Origin of the sequence: Paraburkholderia sp. 40 (assembly GCF_050434105.1) — a bacterium.
GTDB classification, from domain to species: Bacteria; Pseudomonadota; Gammaproteobacteria; order Burkholderiales; family Burkholderiaceae; genus Paraburkholderia; species Paraburkholderia tuberum.
This window is the reverse complement of the sequence record NZ_JBNPVY010000004.1, coordinates 3,539,054-3,557,222: the sequence shown is the minus strand read 5'-3', so window position 1 is coordinate 3,557,222 and position 18,169 is coordinate 3,539,054. Positions and strand designations below refer to the sequence as shown.

Sequence of the window (18,169 nt, the reverse complement as noted above, 5' to 3'; positions counted from 1 at the left end):
TCAGCGCGCGCGCAGCAGCCGATCGAGCGCTTCCAGCTGCGCCTGGGTGCCGATGTTCTCCCACAAGCCTTCGTACAGCTCGCCGCTCGCGAGCCCACGCGCGATGGTCGCGCGGTAATACGGGCTCAGCGCGCGCCGGGTGCCACGCGGCAGATCGCGGAACATGCGCGTGTCGTACAGCCCGAAACTGCCGAACGTGAGGCGCGGCTGCGCATCGAGCGACAGCACGCCGTCGACGAGACCAAAGTCGCCGTTCGGGTGAAACGCCGGATTCGGCACCATCACCAGATGCATGCCGGGCACGGGCAGCGCCTTCAGCCGGCCGGCGTGCGCGTGCAGCGCGGCGTAGTCGTAATCGGTGTACACGTCGCCGGCCACCCCGACGAACAACTGATCCGCGCCGTCGTCGGTCAGTAGCGGCAGCGCCTGCGCGATGCCGCCCGCGGTCTCCAGCGCCTCGTGCTCGGGCGAGTAGCGCAGCTCGACCTGCCAGCGCGAACCGTCGCCGAGCGCGGCTTCGAGCTGCGCGCCGAGCCACGCATGATTGATCACGATGCTACGGATGCCGGCCCGCGCGAGCCGTTCGATCTGCCATGCGATCAGCGGCTTGCCGCCCACTTCGAGCAAGGGCTTCGGGCACGCGTCGGTCAACGGACGCATGCGCTCGCCGCGGCCCGCGGCGAAAATCATCGCTTTTTTTACGGACATCGTCATCGGTCAGAAGGTGTAGCCGATTTCCTGCGCGCGGCCGTCGAGGTCGTCGAGCAGTTTCGCGAACCCGCGCAGCGGCGCGTAACGCTCCGCCACCTTGCGTGCATAGCCGATGAAGCGCGGCAGGTCGTTCATGTAATGCGCCTTGCCGTCGCGGTAGTTGATGCGGCAGAACAGGCCGAGCACCTTGATGTGCCGCTGCAGCCCCATCCATTCGAGCTGGCGGTAAAACTCGCCGAAATCGGCATCGACCGGCAGGCCGGCTTTTTTGGCGCGCTCCCAGTAGTACGCGAAGCAGTCGAGCTCGAACTCCTCGTCCCAGCTGAGGAACGCGTCGCGCAGCAGCGACACGACGTCGTACGTGATCGGCCCGTACACCGCGTCCTGGAAGTCGAGCACGCCTGGGTTCGGCTCGGCGATCATCAGATTGCGCGGCATGAAATCTCGCAGCATGAAGCTTTGCGGCTGCGCGCGTGCGCTCGCGATCAGCAGCGCGAACGTGCGATCGAGCAGCGCGCGCGTAGCGGCATCGACCTCGCGGCCAAGGTGCCGGCCGATGAACCACTCGGGCATCAGCTCCAGCTCGCGGTGCAGGAACGCTTCGTCGAACGGCGGCAGCACGTCTTCGCGCGAGCTGAGCTGCCAGCGGATCAGCGCGTCGAGCGCGTCGCGCATCAGCGCGCGAGCCGCGCGCGTGTCGCCCGCGGCCTGCGCGTCGGTCAGCGCGCCCAGATACGACGCGGTGCCGAGATCGGTGACGAGCATGAAGCCCGCGTCGAAGTCGACCTCGAGCACGCGTGGCACGTGCACGCCGGCGGCGGCGAGCAATTGCGCGATCTGTGCGAATTCGCGGCATTTTTCGGGCGGCGGCGCGTCGACGGCGATCAGCGTGGCCGCGCCATTGCCTTGCGCCGCCTTACCGGCGAGCCGGAAATAACGGCGGAAACTGGCGTCGGACGAGGCCGGAACGAGGGTGTCGGGCTCGAGCGCATGGCGCGCCGCGTGGCCTTGCAGCCAGGCCTTGAGCAGGGAGAGACGGGTGTCGGTGAAATCTTGGGTGGAAGGCAGCGTCATGAAAAGCGGCGGCAAATTCTTGGGGACAACGTCTTGCCATATAATACCCCACGACTTTTTTGACGCGACTCACACGCCAGCTTTCGCGTGCTCCGTTTTACCGCCCGCCTTATCACTCGGCAAATTGGGAATCCAGACGTGCAGCCGACTCTAACGGTCGCGGTGTGCAGGCGGTGGATCGTGACGACGGAAGCTTGCGCACGGGTCGACTCGCCAAACGATACATGCCGCCCAGACAGCTTTCCGATACCACTCCTTCCTGTGCAGTAGTGCCGCGCAAAAGGCGGCTCGTCGCGGCGCTGATCGCCGTTCCGGGCCTGATGCCCGCGCTTGCGCACGCCCAGCTGGTGGGGGAAGCTGCGCAACCGCAGGCGGTCTACCCGCCGTGGGGCATGCAGCTTGCGCCGCAGCTCGAGGATCATCCGTTGCAAACGGGCCAGCGGCCGGCCACCTTTGTGCTCGGCGACCACGCGAGCGGCACGATCGACCAGGATCTGGCCGCCAAGGGCTCGGCGGAAGTGCGGCACAACACGTCCGTGATCAAGGCCGACGACCTGCACTACGATCAGGACACGGACATGGCCGATGCGTACGGCAATGTCCACGTGATCAATACCGGCAATACCTTCATCGGACCCGAAGCGCATCTGCGCGTCGATTCGACCGAAGGCTTCATGACCGCGCCGAAATACCACTTCACGCTGACGGGCGGCTCGGGTAGCGCGCAGCGCGTCGACCTGCTCGACGCCGAGCGCTCCGTGTTCACGAAGGGCACCTACACGGCGTGCGCGTGCACGGACAATCCGGCCTGGTACATCAAGGGCAGCGAGTTCGATTTCGACACCGGCGCCGACGAAGGCGTCGCCTACAACAGCGTGCTGTTCTTCCAGGGCGTGCCGGTGTTCGCCTCGCCGTGGCTGTCGTTCCCGCTGTCGGGCGATCGGCGCAGCGGCCTGTTGCCGCCCACGTTCTCGCTGAGCTCGACGAACGGTTTCGAGCTGTCGGTACCGTATTACTTCAACATCGCGCCGAATCGCGATTTGACGGTCACGCCGCGTCTGATCTCGAAGCGCGGTGTGCAGTTGCAGAGCACGTTCCGCTATCTGTCGCCGACGTATTCCGGGTCGATCACCGGTGAATTTCTGCCCGACGATCGCCTGACGAAGACCAACCGCTACGCGCTGTACATCCAGCACAACCAGAATTTCGGTAACGGCTTCGGCGGCTACATCTATTACAACAAGGTTTCGGACAACACCTATCCGGAAGACCTGTCGTCGTCGGTCAACCAGTTCATGAACGGCACCCAGCTCCTGTATCAGCAGGAAGCCGGGTTGACCTACAACAACGGACCGTGGTCCGTGCTCGCGCGTGAGCAGCACTGGCAGACGCTGGAGCCGTCGGTCGCGCCGTACGGCCGCGAGCCGCAGTTGAACGTCAAGTACGCGAAGTACAACATCGGCGGCTTCGATTTCGGCGCCGAAGCCGACTACACGAACTTCCGCATCACCACCGCGGATCTGAGCGAAGGCCAGCGGGTACTGTTCAACCCGTACCTGTCGTATTCGGTGGTGGGGCCGGGCTACTTCGTCACGCCGAAGGTGCAGTGGCACTTTGCGTCGTACAACCTGAACAACATCGGCACCGATCTGGCGAACGTGCCGGGGGCGCAGAAGAATTTCACCGAGTCGATTCCGACCTTCACGTTCGACACGGGACTGACGTTCGAGCGCTCGGTGCGCATTTTCGGCGCGGACTATATCCAGACGCTGGAGCCGCGCCTGTACTACGTGTACACGCCGTACCGCAACCAGAACAACGCGCCGCTGTTCGATACCGCCGAATCCGACTTCGGTCTCGCGGAAATCTTCACGCCGAATACGTTCGTCGGTAACGACCGGATCGCCGACGCGAACCGCTTGACCGCCGGTCTCACCACGCGCTTCATCAACCCGTCCACTGGCGACGAGCGCGCGCGCTTCGTGATCGCGCAGCAGTATTACTTCCGGGATCAGCGCGTCACGCTGACGCCGACCCAGACCAGTACCCAGGCCACGCACTCGGACCTGATCGCGGGCGCGTCGATCAAGCTGGGCGCCGGTTTCGCTTCGGAAACGGCGTTCCAATATAATGCGGACAATAACCAGCTCACGAAGACGAGTGTCGGCTTCGGGTTCAGTCCGGAGACCGGCAAGGTCATCAACGTCGCGTACCGCTACACGCGCGCCAACACCACGCTCGACAACCAGCCGATCAATCAGGTGCTGATTTCGGGCCAATGGCCGCTGACGCACCGGATGTACGGTGTCGGCCGGTTCAACTACGACCTGGGTGGCCACCGTGTCGTCGACGGCCTGGTCGGCCTGCAATACGACGCGGACTGCTGGACGCTCGGCGCCGGCATCCAGCGCTACGCGAACGGCCTGAACTCGTCGGGACAGAATCAGTCGAGCACACGGTTTCTGGCGCAGTTGACGTTCAAGGGCTTGTCGAGCGTCGACAACGGGCTGATGACCGCGTTCCGCAGCAGTGTGGCCGGCTACATGCCGTTGCCGCCACCGCCACCGCCGGAGTCGCGGTTCACCAACTACGAATGACGGTCGCCCGGTCATTCACGGCTTGCGAAAAGACGGGCGAAGCGCCCGACATCATTGGAGTATCTGTGGCAATCATGAAACAGCTTCGCTTGGCAATACTCGCGGCGGGTCTCGTCGCCGCGGCGTCCTTCGTTCCAGTCGCGTCGGTACAGGCGCAGGCATTGGCCGGCAATAGCGGCCAGACGGTGGACACCATCGCCGCAGTGGTCAACAACGGTGTCATCACGCAGCGCGAGCTCGACGAGCGGGTCGGTCTGATCGCGCACCGGCTGAACCAGCAGAACGCTCCGGTGCCGCCGACGGACCAGTTGCGCCAGCAGGTGCTCACGCAGATGGTGCTGGAGCGCATCCAGCTGCAGAAGGCCAAGGAAGACGGCATCACCATCGACGACGCGGCCGTGCAGCGCACGCTCGAGCGTCTCGCGCAGGCGAACAACATGTCGCTCGCCATGTACCGCGCGCGCATCGAAGCGCAAGGAGTGCCCTGGACCACCTTCTCGAGCGACGCGCGCACGGAGTTGACGCTGTCGCGTCTGCGCGAAAAGGAAGTGGACAGCAAGATCACGGTGACGGACGCCGAGGTCGCGAACTATATCGCCAGCCAGCGCGGCCCGGGCGCTGGCCAGACGAACGACCTGCACGTCCAGCACATTTTCGTGAAGGCGCCGCTGAACGCGTCCGAGACCGACATCGAGGCGGCGCAGAAGAAGGCCGAGGGTTTGCTCGCCGAAGCGAAGGGCGGCGCGGATTTCGAAAAGCTCGCGAAAGCCAATTCGCAGGCGCCGGACGCGTCGAAGAACGGCGGCGATCTCGGCTTCCTCGCGCCGTCGAAGCTGCCGCCCGAGTTCGTGAAGGCCGCGTCGGCACTGCGTCCGGGTGAGATCAATCCGGATTTGATCCGCACCAACGACGGCTTCGAGATCGTGCGTCTGGTCGAGCGCCGTGCCGGCCAGGGCACCAGCGCGGAGGCGCCGAAGCTCGTGCAGACGCACGTGCGCCATATTCTGCTGCGCGTCGGCGACGGTCTGTCCGAACCGCAGGCACGCCAGAAGCTGCTCGACATCCGCAACCAGATCGCCGCCGGCGGCGACTTCGCGAAGTTCGCGCGCACCTACTCGCAGGACGGCTCGTCGTCGCAAGGCGGTGACCTCGGCTGGGTCAGCCCGGGCGAGACGGTGCCCGAGTTCGAGCGCGCAATGAACTCGCTGCAGGACGGTCAGATCAGCGACCCGGTGCGCAGCGAATACGGCTACCACCTGATTCAGGTGCTCGGCCGCCGCGATGCGGAAGGCTCGATTGCGCAGCAGATGGATCTCGCGCGTCAGGCCATCGGCCAGCGCAAGGCGGAACAGGCGTATGCCGACTGGCTGCGCGAGCTGCGCGATACCGCGTACGTCGAAGTGAAGCCGGCCACGGCGAACGTGCAATAACAGAGCCAATGCGATGACGAGCGCTGCCCAGCCCCCCCACCGCCCGCTGCAGATCGCGATCACGACCGGCGAACCCGCCGGCGTCGGTCCCGAGCTGACCGCGCAGGCGCTGGCCGGCGCGGCGGCGCACTGGCCTCACGCGCAGTTCACCGTGCTCGGTGATGCGCAACTGCTCGCTGAGCGCGCGCGCGCGGTCGGCGTCGATTGGGCGGCGCTGCTCGCGCCAGGCCCGCGCGTGCGGCTCGAACATCACTCGCTGGGCGCACCAGCGCAGGCAGGCAAGCTCGACGCCGCGAACGGCCGCTATGTGCTCGATCTGCTCGATGCGGCGATCGACGGCGCGGTGGCCGGCAGGTTCGACGCGATCGTCACCGCGCCGCTGCAAAAAAGCACGATCAACGACGCCGGTGTGCCGTTTACCGGCCACACCGAATATCTGGCCGAGCGCACCCATACGCCGCGCGTCGTGATGATGCTCGCGGGCACCGGCAAGCGGCCGCTGCGCGTCGCGCTTGCGACCACGCATCTGCCGTTGAAGGACGTGTCGGCGGCTTTGACGATCGAAAGCCTCGTTGCAACGCTGCGCATCATCGATCACGACCTGCGTCACCACTTCGGTTTGCCCGCGCCGCGCATCCTCGTGACGGGGCTCAATCCGCACGCTGGCGAAAACGGCTATCTGGGCCGGGAGGAAATCGACGTGATCATGCCGGCGTTGCGGCAGGTGAACGGCGAGGGCGTCGACGCGCGCGGTCCGTATCCGGCCGACACGCTGTTCCAGCCGCGTTATCTCGACGAAGCCGACTGCGTGCTCGCGATGTTCCACGACCAGGGCCTGCCGGTGCTGAAATTCGCGACGTTCGGCGAAGGGATCAACGTGACGCTCGGCCTGCCGATCATCCGCACGTCGGTCGATCACGGCACCGCGCTCGATCTGGCCGGCACCGGCCGCGCCGACGCGGGTAGCCTGATGGCCGCCATCGACACGGCGGTGTCGATGGCGCAGCATCGTCGCGCGGGCTGAGGCGTGAGTAGCGTGGGCGGTCGCGGTGCTCGTGACGCGCCGCGTGGCGTCGTGTTTCCACCGTGACGTCTTTCATTCTCAAGCAGTTTTCTTTCTAGCGTTTCTCCGATGTCCACCAGCAGACAGCAAGGCCGGCACCAGGGCCATCTCGCGCGCAAGCGTTTCGGTCAGAACTTCCTGGTCGACATGGGCGTGATCGATTCGATCGTCGACGTGATCCGGCCGCAGCGCGGCGAGCGCATGGTCGAGATCGGGCCGGGCCTCGGCGCCCTGACCGAGCCGCTGATCGAGCGGCTCGCGACGCCCGAGACGCCGCTGCACGCGGTCGAACTCGACCGCGATCTGATCGGCCGTCTGAAGACGAAGTTCGGCAACCTGCTCGAACTGCACGCGGGCGACGCGCTCGAGTTCGACTTCGGCTCGCTCGCGGCACCGGGCGACAAGGCGTCGCTGCGCATCGTCGGCAATCTGCCGTACAACATTTCGAGCCCGCTGCTGTTTCATCTGGCGACGTTCGCGGAGCGCGTGATCGATCAGCACTTCATGCTGCAGAACGAGGTGGTCGAGCGGATGGTGGCGGAGCCGGGCACGAAGGCGTTCAGTCGCCTGTCGGTGATGCTGCAGTACCGCTACGTGATCGACAAGCAGCTCGACGTGCCGCCCGAGTCGTTCCAGCCGCCACCGAAAGTCGATTCGGCGATCGTGCGGATGATTCCGTACGAGCGGCACGAACTGCCGGTGGTCGACGAAAGCGTGCTCGGCGGGGTGGTGACGGCGGCGTTCTCGCAGCGTCGCAAGATGTTGCGCAACACGCTTGCCGCGCTGCGCGACACCGTCGATTTCGACGCGCTCGGCTTCGATCTGCAACGCCGCGCGGAGGACGTGCCGGTCGCCGAATACGTGAGTGTGGCGCAGGCGGTGGCGGCGCGCTCGGCCGCTGCGCCGGAATAGACTCGACGCTCGACGGCGGCAGGGCGCCGCCGTCGAGCCCGCTTACCGTTTCGCCGGCGCGTTGACGAGCGCGATGCCGGTCAGCACCAGCAGCGCGGCGATCAGAAAGCGCGCGCTGAACGACTCGCCGAGCAGCAGCACGCCGAAGGTGACGCCGAACAGCGGCGTCAGAAACGAAAACACCGACAGCCTCGACGCGATGTAACGCGTCAACAGCCAGAACCACAACAGATAGCTGACGAACGCGACGATCACAGCTTGATACGCGAGGCTTGCGAGCGCGAGCGGCGTCACGCTTTCCACGCGCACCTCGCCGAGCCCCAGCGCCAGCGCGAGCAGCACCACCGCCGACACAGTCAGCTGATAGAACAGCGTCTTGCTCGCGCTCGTCCGCGCGAGCCGCGAGCCGCGCACGATCACCGTGGTCGCGGCCCACGCGATGCCGCCGAGCACGCCGAGCGCATCGCCGGCCGCGCCCGCGAACGTCGAGCCGTGGGCCGCGCTTGCAGCCGTGCCCGCGTCCGTGTGCAGGAAGCCGTCCGCGAACGCGAGCGCCATCCCCGCGAACGCGACGACGATGCCGAGCCACTGGATGCGCCGCATGCGTTCGCCATCGACGAACCAGTGCAGGCCGAGTGCCGTGAAACACGGCGCCGTGTACAGAAAGACCGCCATGCGCGACGCGCTCGTCAGCGTCAGACCGAGAAAGATGCAGACGAATTCGGCCGCGAAAAGCACGCCCGCGAGCAGGCCCGCGCCGAGCGTGCCGTCATCGCGAAAGAGCGGCGTGCCGCGCGAGCGTGCCCATGCCCACACGAGCAGCGCCGCGATCGTCGAGCGCAGTCCCGCCTGAAAGACCGGCGGCACCGCCGCATTGGTGGTCTTGATCGCGACTTGCTGCAGCCCCCAGATTGCGCACAGGCCGATCATCAACAGGATCGCGAAGCTATCCGGGGCGCGGCGCGCGGGCAAGGCGGTGGTCGTGCTCATGGCGGTGGGTGAAGAGGTGGAGAGTGCACGCCGAGCCGGTCGGTCCGGTGCGCGGCGAAGGCCATACGATAGCAAACCTGCCTGCGCGAGCCGAAGCCCTGTCTTCTGTGAGCGTGCGCCGAGCCGTAGAGATTTCGGTGGGCGCGCTCGGATGCCGGTCGTTGATGCGTCTGAGTTGCCTGATTTTCTTGCGGGCAACGCCGAGCGTCAGTCGTCGGCGTTTTTTAATGGTGTCGGCACGAGGCAAGATTGCCGGGCGAATTCGCCCGGCGTCAATTCGCCGGGTGCAACGTGAAGCCGGGCTGTGTTTTCATCGTTCTGGCTGCCAGCGCGACTCGTGCCCGCCACCGGACGTCAGTCGACTCGCCCCTTCTTCTGTATCAACTCGATCTTGTACCCGTCCGGATCGGCGACGAAGGCGATGACAGTCGTGCCGTGTTTCATGGGCCCAGCTTCGCGTGTAACGACACCGCCGCGTTTCTTCACTTCTTCGCATGCCGCATAGGCGTCGTCGACTTCGAGGGCGATGTGACCGTAGCCGGTTCCGAGGTCGTACTTGCTCGTGTCCCAGTTGTATGTCAGTTCGATCGCCGCGCCTTCGGATTCGTCCTCGTAACCGACGAATGCGAGGGTGAACTTCCCGTCCGGGTAGTCGTTCTTTCGAAGCAGGCGCATTCCTAGAACTTCGGTGTAGAACCGGATCGATGCGTCCAGATCACCGACTCGAAGCATAGTATGCAAGATTCGCATGAGGACTCCTTTGATAGTTTGTGGATAAATGCGTCGACCTGCGGCAATTGTAAATGATTGCCGTATAGCTTGAGCCCGAAGCCGCGCCGCCCGCCCGGCCCACCGCGGACTCGATGCGCCTCGTGGAATTCGATCCGACTTATTTGAACAAAAAAGTATAGGCAATAAGGGTTTGTGTGCGGTTGCCGGTTTGATATTAGTGTCCAACACTCAGCATCAATCCGGTTTGTCAGATAGCAGTCTGATATATCGGACAATCGATGCGTGACCCGGCGATTCGTTGAGCGTGCACACAGGCGCTGAAGCCGATTCGTCCGCTCCGGACCACTCTTCTCCGCTTAGGACCCTGCCATGAAGCTTGCCAAACGAGGCGCCCAAGCCGCCTTTCTGTTCGCTGTTGCTGGATTGCTCGCAATCACCGGCTGCACCAAGGTTGCCACGCCAGGGCAGAGCGCGGCGGCATCCCCCTCGACGCTTCAGGCCGTGCTGCAGCGAGGCACGCTGCGCGTCGGCGACTGCCTGACGTTCGCGCCGTTCGGGTTCTATAACAAGGACGGCCAACCAGACGGCTATGACGTGGATCTCGCGAAGGAACTCGCGAAGCAGATGGGCGTGAAGCTCGAGGTCGTGAATACGACGAGCGCGAATCGGATTCCGAATCTGCAGACCAGCAAAGTGGATGTCGTGTTCTGCAACTTCACGCGTAATCTGGAGCGCGCGAAGGTAATCGAATTCACGACCCCCTACGTGGTTGCCAGCGAAGCACTGCTGGTCAGAAAAAATAGTGGCGTTCAGTCGATCAAGGACATGGGCGGTCGCACGATTGCGACGGTCAAGGGCTCGACCAATGGCGACGAAGTGCGCTCGCTGAATATCCCGATCAAGATCCAGGAATACGACAGCTCGCAGGCTGCGATTCTTGCCGTCAAGCAGGGGCAGGCCGACGCGATGATCGAGGACAACAACTTTCTCGCGTATCAGGCCAAGCTCGATCCTGAACTTGCCGTCACGAACGAAGCGCTGGTCCCGCTCGAATACAACGCGTTCGGTGTCAAGGCCGGCGATCAGGAATGGCTCACCTACCTGAATCTGTTCCTCTTCAACGTCAATGCGTCGAAGCTCAACGCGCAGCTCTACAACAAGTGGTTCGGCACCGATCCGCGCTACCCGCTCAATCCGCAGTTTTGAGGAGCGGGAGATGCCGATATCCATTGAAACCCGAACGATGCGGAGGGTGAGATGAGTTACGAGTGGCTCACTCTGTGGGGCTACGTGCCCGAGTTTTTGAGCGCGAGCTGGCTAACGTTGCAAGTGACCGTGCTGGCATTCGTACTGGCGCTAGTCCTCGGTTTGTTGACCGCGCTTGCCAGCGCTTCTCCGCTCGCGCCATTTCGGTTGATTGCTCGTGGCTACGTTGAAATCATCCGCAACACGCCTGTTCTCCTGCAGATTTTCATCGTTTTCTTCGGTCTGCCGTCGGCGGGTATTTCGCTCGACGCATACTGGGCGGGCGTCATTGCGCTCGGCGTCAACGTCGGTGCTTATCTATCGGAAGTGTTCCGCGCCGGCATACAGTCGGTGCCGCGCGGCCAACTCGAGGCCGCCGGCATTCTCGGTCTCGAACGCGCGCAGATCTTCGTCGAGGTCGTGCTACCGCAGGCGACGCGCGCGGTCTATCCGGCCATCGTCAACTACCTGATCCAGTTGCTGCTCGGTACGTCGCTGCTATCCGCCATTGCGTTGCCGGAGTTGACCGGCACTGCGACCGTGATCAACTCGCGGACGCTTCTCTACCTTCAGACGTTCAGCGTGACGCTCGTCGCGTATCTCGTGCTCAGTAACGTACTGTCCTGGCTTGCGGGCCAGCTCGGAGCGCGGATCTTTCATCCTCCCCTCGTCATGCCGGCGCGCACCGGTTTCGGGACCGGCATTATGCGCCGGACGAAACGGGCCTGATTCCCGGATTGGAGTTGGATCATGTCAGTCGAATTGCTGAAAACCAGTTTCTCAATCCTGCTGCAGGGTCTGGTGACGACGCTGTTGCTTTCCATTGCGTCCATCGTGGGCAGCACGCTGATCGGCCTTTTCGCCGCGGTCTTGCGGTCGTTCGGACCGTGGGGCACAGCCCGCATTGCCAGACTCTATACGGAGCTGTTTCGCGGCACGCCGGTACTCATCACGCTGATGTTCATCTATTTCGGCGTGTCGTACTTCGGTTACGCGATCGACGTCTTCGCAGCCGGCGTCATCGGCTTGAGCGTTTATCAGGGCGCCTACATCGCCGAAATCTTCCGCTCAGGGATCGAGGCGGTACCCAAAGGTCAATGGGAGGTATCTCAGATCCTCGGCCTCACGCGGGCTCAGTCGTTCTCGTTCGTCGTGCTGCCTCAGACGGGAAAGATCGTGTTGCCGCCTCTCGTCGGTCAGTATCTGTCGCTCATCAAGGACACGTCGATCGTCAGCATGATCGGAATGTCCGAGTTGATGCATGGTGGCCAGGCCATCGTCGACCGGGTCGGAAAGCCCGTGGAAATCTACGGACTCGTCGCCCTCATTTACTTCGCCGTGTGCTTCCCGCTCTCGCAATGGGTGCGCCACCATGACCGAAGGAGATTGTCGTGAGTAACCAAAGCCAAACCAGACCCATCATTTCACTGACGGGCGTCAGCAAAGCATTCGGTTCGACTCGGGTGTTGAACGAAATCAATCTCGAGGTTCGCTCGGGCGAGGTGCTGGTGCTCATTGGCGCGTCCGGCTCGGGTAAGAGCACCGTCTTGCGAATCATGGCGGGATTGGAGACCACCGATTCCGGCGAGGTCTGGGTCAACGATGTGCCCATGCATGATCCGCGCCGAGCGCGAGAGATTCGTGGCCATGTCGGCATGGTCTTCCAGCAGTTCAATCTGTTTCCTCACAAGACCGCGCTCGGCAATGTCACGCTCGCGCTTATCAAGGCACGCCGCATGAGTCTGGACGACGCGCGCAAGCGCGCCATGGACACACTTGACCGCGTCGGGCTCGCGGACCGCGCGGCACACTATCCAAGCCAGTTGTCGGGCGGTCAGCAGCAACGCGTGGCGATTGCGCGAGCGCTCGCGGTCGAGCCCGGCATCATGTTCTTCGACGAGGCGACGTCCGCGCTGGATCCGGAGCTGGTCGGCGAGGTCACCGAGGTGATGCGTGGGCTCGCGCGCGACGGCATGACGATGGTCGTCGTCACGCATGAAATGGGCTTTGCCCGCAAGACCGCCGACCGCGTGGTCTTCATGGACAAGGGCGTCATCGCCGAGCAGGGCGATCCGGAACAGATCTTCGTCAATCCCGCGAACGAACGCACGCGGCAATTTCTGCACAGAGTTCTCGACCATTGACCTGTCGCGGCCTGAAAGTCGCTTTCGCGGGTCTGCCGCGCGATAAACTCACGTCGCTTGAAAGACAACCGCTCGGATGAACGCTTTACGGAGTGAACGCATGGCTGTAACAGAATCGTCTCGGGCGAGAGGCGTGGATCGCGTCATCGCGATGTTCCGGCAATTGCACGTCGCCCAACGCCCGCTGACCATGCGCGAATTAATCGAGGCGACTGGCGCGCCGCGTTCGAGCATTTACGAGCTGGTCGCGATTCTCGCGGAAGTGGGCTGGCTCGAGACGGCCGCGGATGGGAGCGTGTTCTTCGGGCGCGAGATGCACTACTACGGGTCCGACTATGCAACGCACAACGATCTGATTAGCCGCGCGCATCAATCCATTCTGGCATTGGTACGGAAGTACGATGAGACCACGCAGCTGTGCATGCTGGAAGGCAACAAGTACACGGTCGTGTTATCCGAGAACAGTGCCCGGCCATTCAACATCAGTTCGGACATCGGCGTGAGAGTGCCGATTCCGTGGACCGCCACGGGACGTCTGCTGCTAGGTCACCTGAATGCCGACGAGATTCGCGCGCTCATTCCGGCCGAAGATTTCATCCTCGACAACGGGGTGAATATCGAATTCGACGAATTCCTGAACGACGTGCAGGCCGCAAAAGAACGAGGCTACTGCTGCACCGAAGGACTCTCGAATGCGTTCAGGCTTTGTATGGCAGCGCCGATTCGCGACCGTGCGGGACTGCCGATTGCGGCGCTGTGTTTCATGACCGGCCGCGACACGAGCCCGGACAGGCGCGGCGTGATGCTCGACGATCTGTTGCAGTCCGCGAAAGCGCTCTCGCATAGATAGCGCCCAGCCTCAAAGCGTCGGCAACAGCTCCGGCGGATGCGACTTCAATGTCTGCCGCGCCTCGCGGAACTCCGGAAAAATCGATTCGACCGTCTGCCAGAAGCGCGGACTGTGATTCATCTCGCGCAGATGCGACAGCTCGTGCGCGACGACGTAGTCGATGATCGACAGCGGAAAGTGGATGAGCCGCCAGTTCAGGCGGATCTTGCCGTCGCTCGAACAACTGCCCCAGCGCGTCGCCGCCGAAGACAAGGCATACGCGCGATAGTTGACGTCCAGCTTCTGCGCGTAGATCGCCAGACGCTCGCCGAACAGCCGCTTCGCTTCGCCTTGCAGCCAGCCCTGCACGCGATCCTTGATCTGCTGCGGGTCGGCTTGCAACGGCAGCGGCAATTGCAGCGACCCATGTTCGGCGCTGAACGCGAGCATGCCTTGCGGCGCGCCGAGCGTCACGCGCACCGGCTGACCGAGGTAGGGCACTTCGGCGCCGTCTTTCCAGTCGATCTTCGGCAATGCACGCTGCTCGACGCGCGTTTGCCATTCGATCAGCTTCGTAAAAATCCAACGCTGTTTTTCGGTGATCGCGGTTTCGATATCGGCGAGCGTGACCCAGCGCGGCGCGGTGATCGTGAGGCCGGTGCTGTCGATCGCAAAGCCGATCGAGCGGCGCGCGGAACGCTTGAGCGCGTAATGCAGCGTGCGTGAACCGATGGTGAGACTGCGCAGCTTGCTGCCGTCCGGCGCGAGCGGCGCGACGGGCGGCCTGACCGGCGTTGAGCCCAATGAACCCGGCGCGGAAGGTGACGGAGACGACGACGTCGACCCCGGCTCGGCGAAGAGCGGGAGATCGAGCTGCCGGTTTTCGAGCGCCGCGGCGGACTGCGGCGTAGGAGACTTCTGCATCGGCTTCGCTTCGCGCAATACGCCTTCGGAGTTCGAGGGCGTGGCGCGTCAGATGGGAGCGGCGGCGGAATCGTTAGCCGCCGCGCTGTAGGCAGTCGGATCGATGCGGCGCATCTCGGCTTCGATCCACTGCTCGACGCGCGTGTTCACTTCGTCGGGCGTGAGCCCCGTCGTGTCGATCGGCTTGCCAATCGACACCGTGACTATACCCGGATATTTAAGAAACGAGTTGCGCGGCCACACGCGGCCCGCGTTGTGCGCGATCGGCACGACGGGCGCACCGGTCGCGATCGCGAAGCGCGCGCCGCCGGTCTTGTACTTGCCCTGCTTGCCGGTCGGCGTGCGCGTGCCTTCCGGAAACATGATGACCCATGCGCCTTCGGCCATGCGGGCCTTGCCCTGGTTCGTGACCGATACGAACGCGTATTTGCCTTCCTTGCGGTTGATGTGAACCATCTTCAGCATGCCGAGCGCCCAGCCGAAGAACGGCACATACAAGAGCTCGCGCTTGAACACGTAGCACAGCGGGCGCGGCATGATCGCCGGAAACGCGAGCGTTTCCCACGCCGACTGATGCTTCGACAGCAGCACGGCCGGGCCGTTGGGCAGATTCTCGAAACCTTCGATGCGGTAGCGGATGCCGTTCAGGTAGCGCACCGTCCACAGCGTCAGACGACACCAGCCGGCCGCCATCCAGTAGCGGTTTTCCGCGCGCAGGAACGGAAACGCGATGAAGCACGCGGTCGCGTACGGCACCGTGAACACAACGAAATAAATCAGCAGCAGCAGGGAACGGATAAAGCGCATCGGCGTGGTCGGTGGGGGGTGGGAGCGCGGTGCGCGCGTTTATTCCTGAGCGTCGGCGAGAAAGTCGAGCGCGAACGCGCGCAGGTCGTCGTGCACGATCGTGCCTTCGGGCAAGCCGCCCGCGGCGAGGGTCTTGCGGCCCTTGCCGGTCAGCACCAGATGCACCGGGTGACCGAGCGCAGCGCCCGCCTGCAGATCGCGCAGAGAATCGCCGACCGTCGGCGTATGCGCCGGATCGACCTCGAATCGCTCGGTGATCATCTTCAGCATGCCGGGCTTCGGCTTGCGGCATTCGCATTGATCTTCCGCCGTGTGCGGGCAGAAGAACACCGCTTCGATGCGCGCGCCGACCGCTGCCGCCATCCGGTGCATCTTCAGATGCATCGCGTTCAACGCATCCATGTCGAACAGACCGCGGCCGATGCCCGACTGGTTCGTCGCTATTGCGACGCGATAGCCGGCCTGGTTCAGGCGTGCGATCGCTTCCAGCGAGCCGGGCAGCGCGACCCATTCGTCCGGCGACTTGATGAACGCGTCGGAGTCGACGTTGATCACACCGTCGCGGTCGAGGATCACCACTTTCTTGATCGGCATGGCGCGGTGCTCAGGCGGCGAGTCGGGAAATATCGGCGACGCAGTTCATCTGCTGATGCAGCGCGCCAAGCAGAGCCAGACGGTTCGCGCGCAACGCGGGGTCTTCGGCGTTGACCATCACGTCGTTGAAGAACGTGTCCACCGGTTCGCGCAGCGCGGCCAGCGCCGTCAGCGCGCCGGTGTAGTCGCGCACGGCCAGTTGCGATTGCACGCGCGGCGTGACCTGTTCGAGCTGCGCGTTGAGCGCCTTCTCCGCTGCCTCGGTGAGCAAGCTGGGCTGCACGCCGCCATTCGTCACGCCTTCCGACTTCTTCAGGATGTTCGAGATACGCTTGTTGGCCGCCGCGAGCGACGCCGCTTCGGCGAGTGACGCGAACTCGCGCACCGCGTCGAGGCGCGCGACGAGGTCGTCGAGCCGCGTCGGGTTCAGCGCGAGCACCGCGTCGATTTCTCCAGCCGCGTATCCGCGTTCGCGCAGCAGGCCGCGCAGGCGGTCCATGCTGAATTCGTAGATCGCGTCGGTCGAATCGGCAACGTTCGGCACGCCGGCGAATTGCGCATAAGCGATGCGCAGCAGCTCGACGAAGTCGACGTTCAACTGTTTCTCGACCAGAATGCGCAGCACGCCGAGCGCATGACGGCGCAGCGCGAACGGGTCTTTCTCGCCGGTGGGCTGCAGGCCGATGCCCCAGATGCCGACCAGCGTTTCGAGCTTGTCGGCGAGCGCGACGACGGTGCCGGTCGCAGTGGTGGGCAAGGCGTCGCCCGAGAAGCGCGGCTGGTAGTGTTCCGAGCATGCGAGCGCGACTTCTTCCGGCTCGCCGTCGTGGCGCGCGTAGTACGTGCCCATAGTGCCTTGCAGCTCGGGGAATTCGCCGACCATGTCGGTGATCAGGTCGGCCTTCGCGAGGCGCGCGGCGCGCGTCGCGAGCGCGACGTTGGCGCCGGTCAGTGCGGCGATCGCGCCGGCCAGCCCTTCGAGCCGCTCCACGCGTTGCAGCGCCGAGCCGAGCTTGTTGTGATAAACGACGTTCGCGAGCAGTGGCACGCGATCCGCGAGCGGCTTCTTCTTGTCTTGCGTGAAGAAGAACTTCGCATCGGCGAGACGCGGACGCACCACGCGCTCATTGCCTTCGACGATCTCGACCGGCGTCGCCGTCTCGATGTTCGACACGATCAGGAAGCGCGAGCGCAGCTTGCCGTTCGCATCGGTCAGCGCGAAGTACTTCTGGTTCGTCTGCATCGTCAGGATCAGGCATTCCTGCGGCACTTGCAGGAATTCGTCCTCGAAGCGGCACTCATAGACGACCGGCCATTCGACCAGCGACGTCACTTCGTCGAGCAGCGCTTCGGGCATCACGACCTTGTCGTCACCGGCTTGCGCGAGCAGTTGCGAGCGGATTGCTTCCTTGCGCTTCGCGAAGCTCGCGACCACGCGGCCTCTGTGTTCGAGCGTTTCGGCATACGACTGCGCGTGCTGGATCTGCACGAAGCCTTCGGACAGGAAGCGGTGGCCGAGCGTGGTGTCGTCGGCGTCGATGCCGAGCGCGCTGACCGGCACGATTTCCTCGCCGTGCAGCGCGGTCAGACGATGCACCGGGCGCACGAACTTCACGCTCGAACCGTCGGGGCGCTGATACGTCATCGGATTCGGAATCGGCAGCTTCGCGAGCGTTTCGTCGAGCGCGCCCTGCAAGCCGTCGGCGAGCGTCGCGCCCGGCGCCGCGTAGCGCAGGAAGAACGCTTCGGCTTTACCGTCCTGGGCGCGTTCGAGGTCGTTCACCGTGAAGTCGGGGAAGCCGAGCGCGGCGAGTTTCTTCGCGAGCGGCGCGGTGGGCTGGCCGTCTTTATCGAGCGCGACGGAAACCGGCAGCACTTTTTCGCGCACGTGTTTTTCCGGCGCGACCGCGCGCACGTTGTGAATCGTCACCGCGAGACGACGCGGCGTAGCAAAGCGTTCGAACGACGGCTCGCCTTCGATCAGGTCGCGCGCCGCGAGGCGCTGCGCAATACCTTCGGCGAAGGCGTCGCCGAGACGGGCGAGCGCCTTCGGCGGCAGTTCTTCGGTCAGCAGCTCGACGAGCAGGGTAGCGTGTTGAGATTGAGTCATTGGTTGA

General features: G+C 64.1%; 17 protein-coding genes. 9 read left to right on the top strand and 8 right to left on the bottom strand.

Annotation, left to right across the window (positions count from 1 at the left end):
* Entirely contained in the window at positions 1–714 is a 714-nt protein-coding gene (murU, locus tag OKW28_RS38455) for an N-acetylmuramate alpha-1-phosphate uridylyltransferase MurU (protein WP_429453202.1), read from the bottom strand.
* 3 nt (positions 715–717) lie between these two features.
* Positions 718–1,785 (bottom strand): aminoglycoside phosphotransferase family protein, encoded by a 1,068-nt coding sequence (locus OKW28_RS38450; RefSeq protein WP_429453201.1) that lies wholly within the window; start codon positions 1,783–1,785, stop codon positions 718–720.
* Between the two features lie 224 nt (positions 1,786–2,009).
* Between OKW28_RS38450 and OKW28_RS38445 the strand changes: the two genes are divergently transcribed.
* From OKW28_RS38445 to rsmA, 4 genes are all read left to right on the top strand, one after another.
* A complete protein-coding gene (locus tag OKW28_RS38445; RefSeq protein WP_429453199.1) occupies positions 2,010–4,382 on the top strand; it encodes an LPS-assembly protein LptD in 2,373 nt (790 codons plus the stop codon).
* Between the two features lie 65 nt (positions 4,383–4,447).
* Positions 4,448–5,812: a peptidylprolyl isomerase gene (locus tag OKW28_RS38440; RefSeq protein ID WP_429453197.1), complete on the top strand. Its 1,365-nt coding sequence runs from the start codon at positions 4,448–4,450 to the stop codon at positions 5,810–5,812.
* 13 nt (positions 5,813–5,825) lie between these two features.
* Entirely contained in the window at positions 5,826–6,836 is a 1,011-nt protein-coding gene (gene pdxA / locus OKW28_RS38435) for a 4-hydroxythreonine-4-phosphate dehydrogenase PdxA (RefSeq protein ID WP_429453195.1), read from the top strand.
* A 108-nt stretch (positions 6,837–6,944) separates the two neighbouring features.
* Complete coding sequence (gene rsmA, locus OKW28_RS38430; RefSeq protein WP_184034614.1) at positions 6,945–7,787, top strand: 16S rRNA (adenine(1518)-N(6)/adenine(1519)-N(6))-dimethyltransferase RsmA; 843 nt, start codon at positions 6,945–6,947, stop codon at positions 7,785–7,787.
* A 42-nt stretch (positions 7,788–7,829) separates the two neighbouring features.
* Here rsmA and OKW28_RS38425 read toward each other — a convergent pair whose 3' ends face one another.
* A complete protein-coding gene (locus OKW28_RS38425; protein WP_429453193.1) occupies positions 7,830–8,777 on the bottom strand; it encodes a DMT family transporter in 948 nt (315 codons plus the stop codon).
* Positions 8,778–9,131: 354 nt separating this feature from the next.
* Positions 9,132–9,527, bottom strand: a complete 396-nt coding sequence (gene gloA, locus OKW28_RS38420; protein ID WP_018419422.1) for a lactoylglutathione lyase — start codon at positions 9,525–9,527, stop codon at positions 9,132–9,134.
* 351 nt (positions 9,528–9,878) lie between these two features.
* Here gloA and OKW28_RS38415 point away from each other — a divergent pair, with 351 nt between their 5' ends.
* The 5 genes from OKW28_RS38415 (at position 9,879) to OKW28_RS38395 (ending at position 13,748) form a co-directional block, all read left to right on the top strand.
* Positions 9,879–10,715: a transporter substrate-binding domain-containing protein gene (locus OKW28_RS38415; protein WP_429453192.1), complete on the top strand. Its 837-nt coding sequence runs from the start codon at positions 9,879–9,881 to the stop codon at positions 10,713–10,715.
* 51 nt (positions 10,716–10,766) lie between these two features.
* Complete coding sequence (locus OKW28_RS38410) at positions 10,767–11,483, top strand: amino acid ABC transporter permease (protein ID WP_429453190.1); 717 nt, start codon at positions 10,767–10,769, stop codon at positions 11,481–11,483.
* Positions 11,484–11,504: 21 nt separating this feature from the next.
* Positions 11,505–12,149, top strand: coding sequence for an amino acid ABC transporter permease (locus OKW28_RS38405; protein ID WP_187618948.1), 645 nt, complete (start codon positions 11,505–11,507; stop codon positions 12,147–12,149).
* On the top strand, positions 12,146–12,898 hold the full coding sequence (locus OKW28_RS38400; protein WP_429453188.1) for an amino acid ABC transporter ATP-binding protein: 753 nt from the start codon (positions 12,146–12,148) through the stop codon (positions 12,896–12,898). The genes OKW28_RS38405 and OKW28_RS38400 overlap by 4 nt, the downstream gene beginning before the upstream one ends.
* A 100-nt stretch (positions 12,899–12,998) precedes the next feature.
* A complete protein-coding gene (locus OKW28_RS38395; protein ID WP_184067183.1) occupies positions 12,999–13,748 on the top strand; it encodes an IclR family transcriptional regulator in 750 nt (249 codons plus the stop codon).
* 9 nt (positions 13,749–13,757) lie between these two features.
* Here OKW28_RS38395 and OKW28_RS38390 read toward each other — a convergent pair whose 3' ends face one another.
* The 4 genes from OKW28_RS38390 to glyS are packed head-to-tail and all read right to left on the bottom strand — an operon-like array spanning position 13,758 to position 18,162.
* Entirely contained in the window at positions 13,758–14,651 is an 894-nt protein-coding gene (locus tag OKW28_RS38390; RefSeq protein ID WP_429453186.1) for a M48 family metallopeptidase, read from the bottom strand.
* A gap of 48 nt (positions 14,652–14,699) precedes the next feature.
* Complete coding sequence (locus tag OKW28_RS38385) at positions 14,700–15,458, bottom strand: lysophospholipid acyltransferase family protein (protein ID WP_429453184.1); 759 nt, start codon at positions 15,456–15,458, stop codon at positions 14,700–14,702.
* A gap of 39 nt (positions 15,459–15,497) precedes the next feature.
* A complete protein-coding gene (gmhB, locus tag OKW28_RS38380) occupies positions 15,498–16,052 on the bottom strand; it encodes a D-glycero-beta-D-manno-heptose 1,7-bisphosphate 7-phosphatase (RefSeq protein ID WP_429294495.1) in 555 nt (184 codons plus the stop codon).
* 10 nt (positions 16,053–16,062) lie between these two features.
* Positions 16,063–18,162 (bottom strand): glycine--tRNA ligase subunit beta, encoded by a 2,100-nt coding sequence (gene glyS / locus OKW28_RS38375; RefSeq protein WP_429453182.1) that lies wholly within the window; start codon positions 18,160–18,162, stop codon positions 16,063–16,065.
* Positions 18,163–18,169 lie beyond the last annotated feature (7 nt).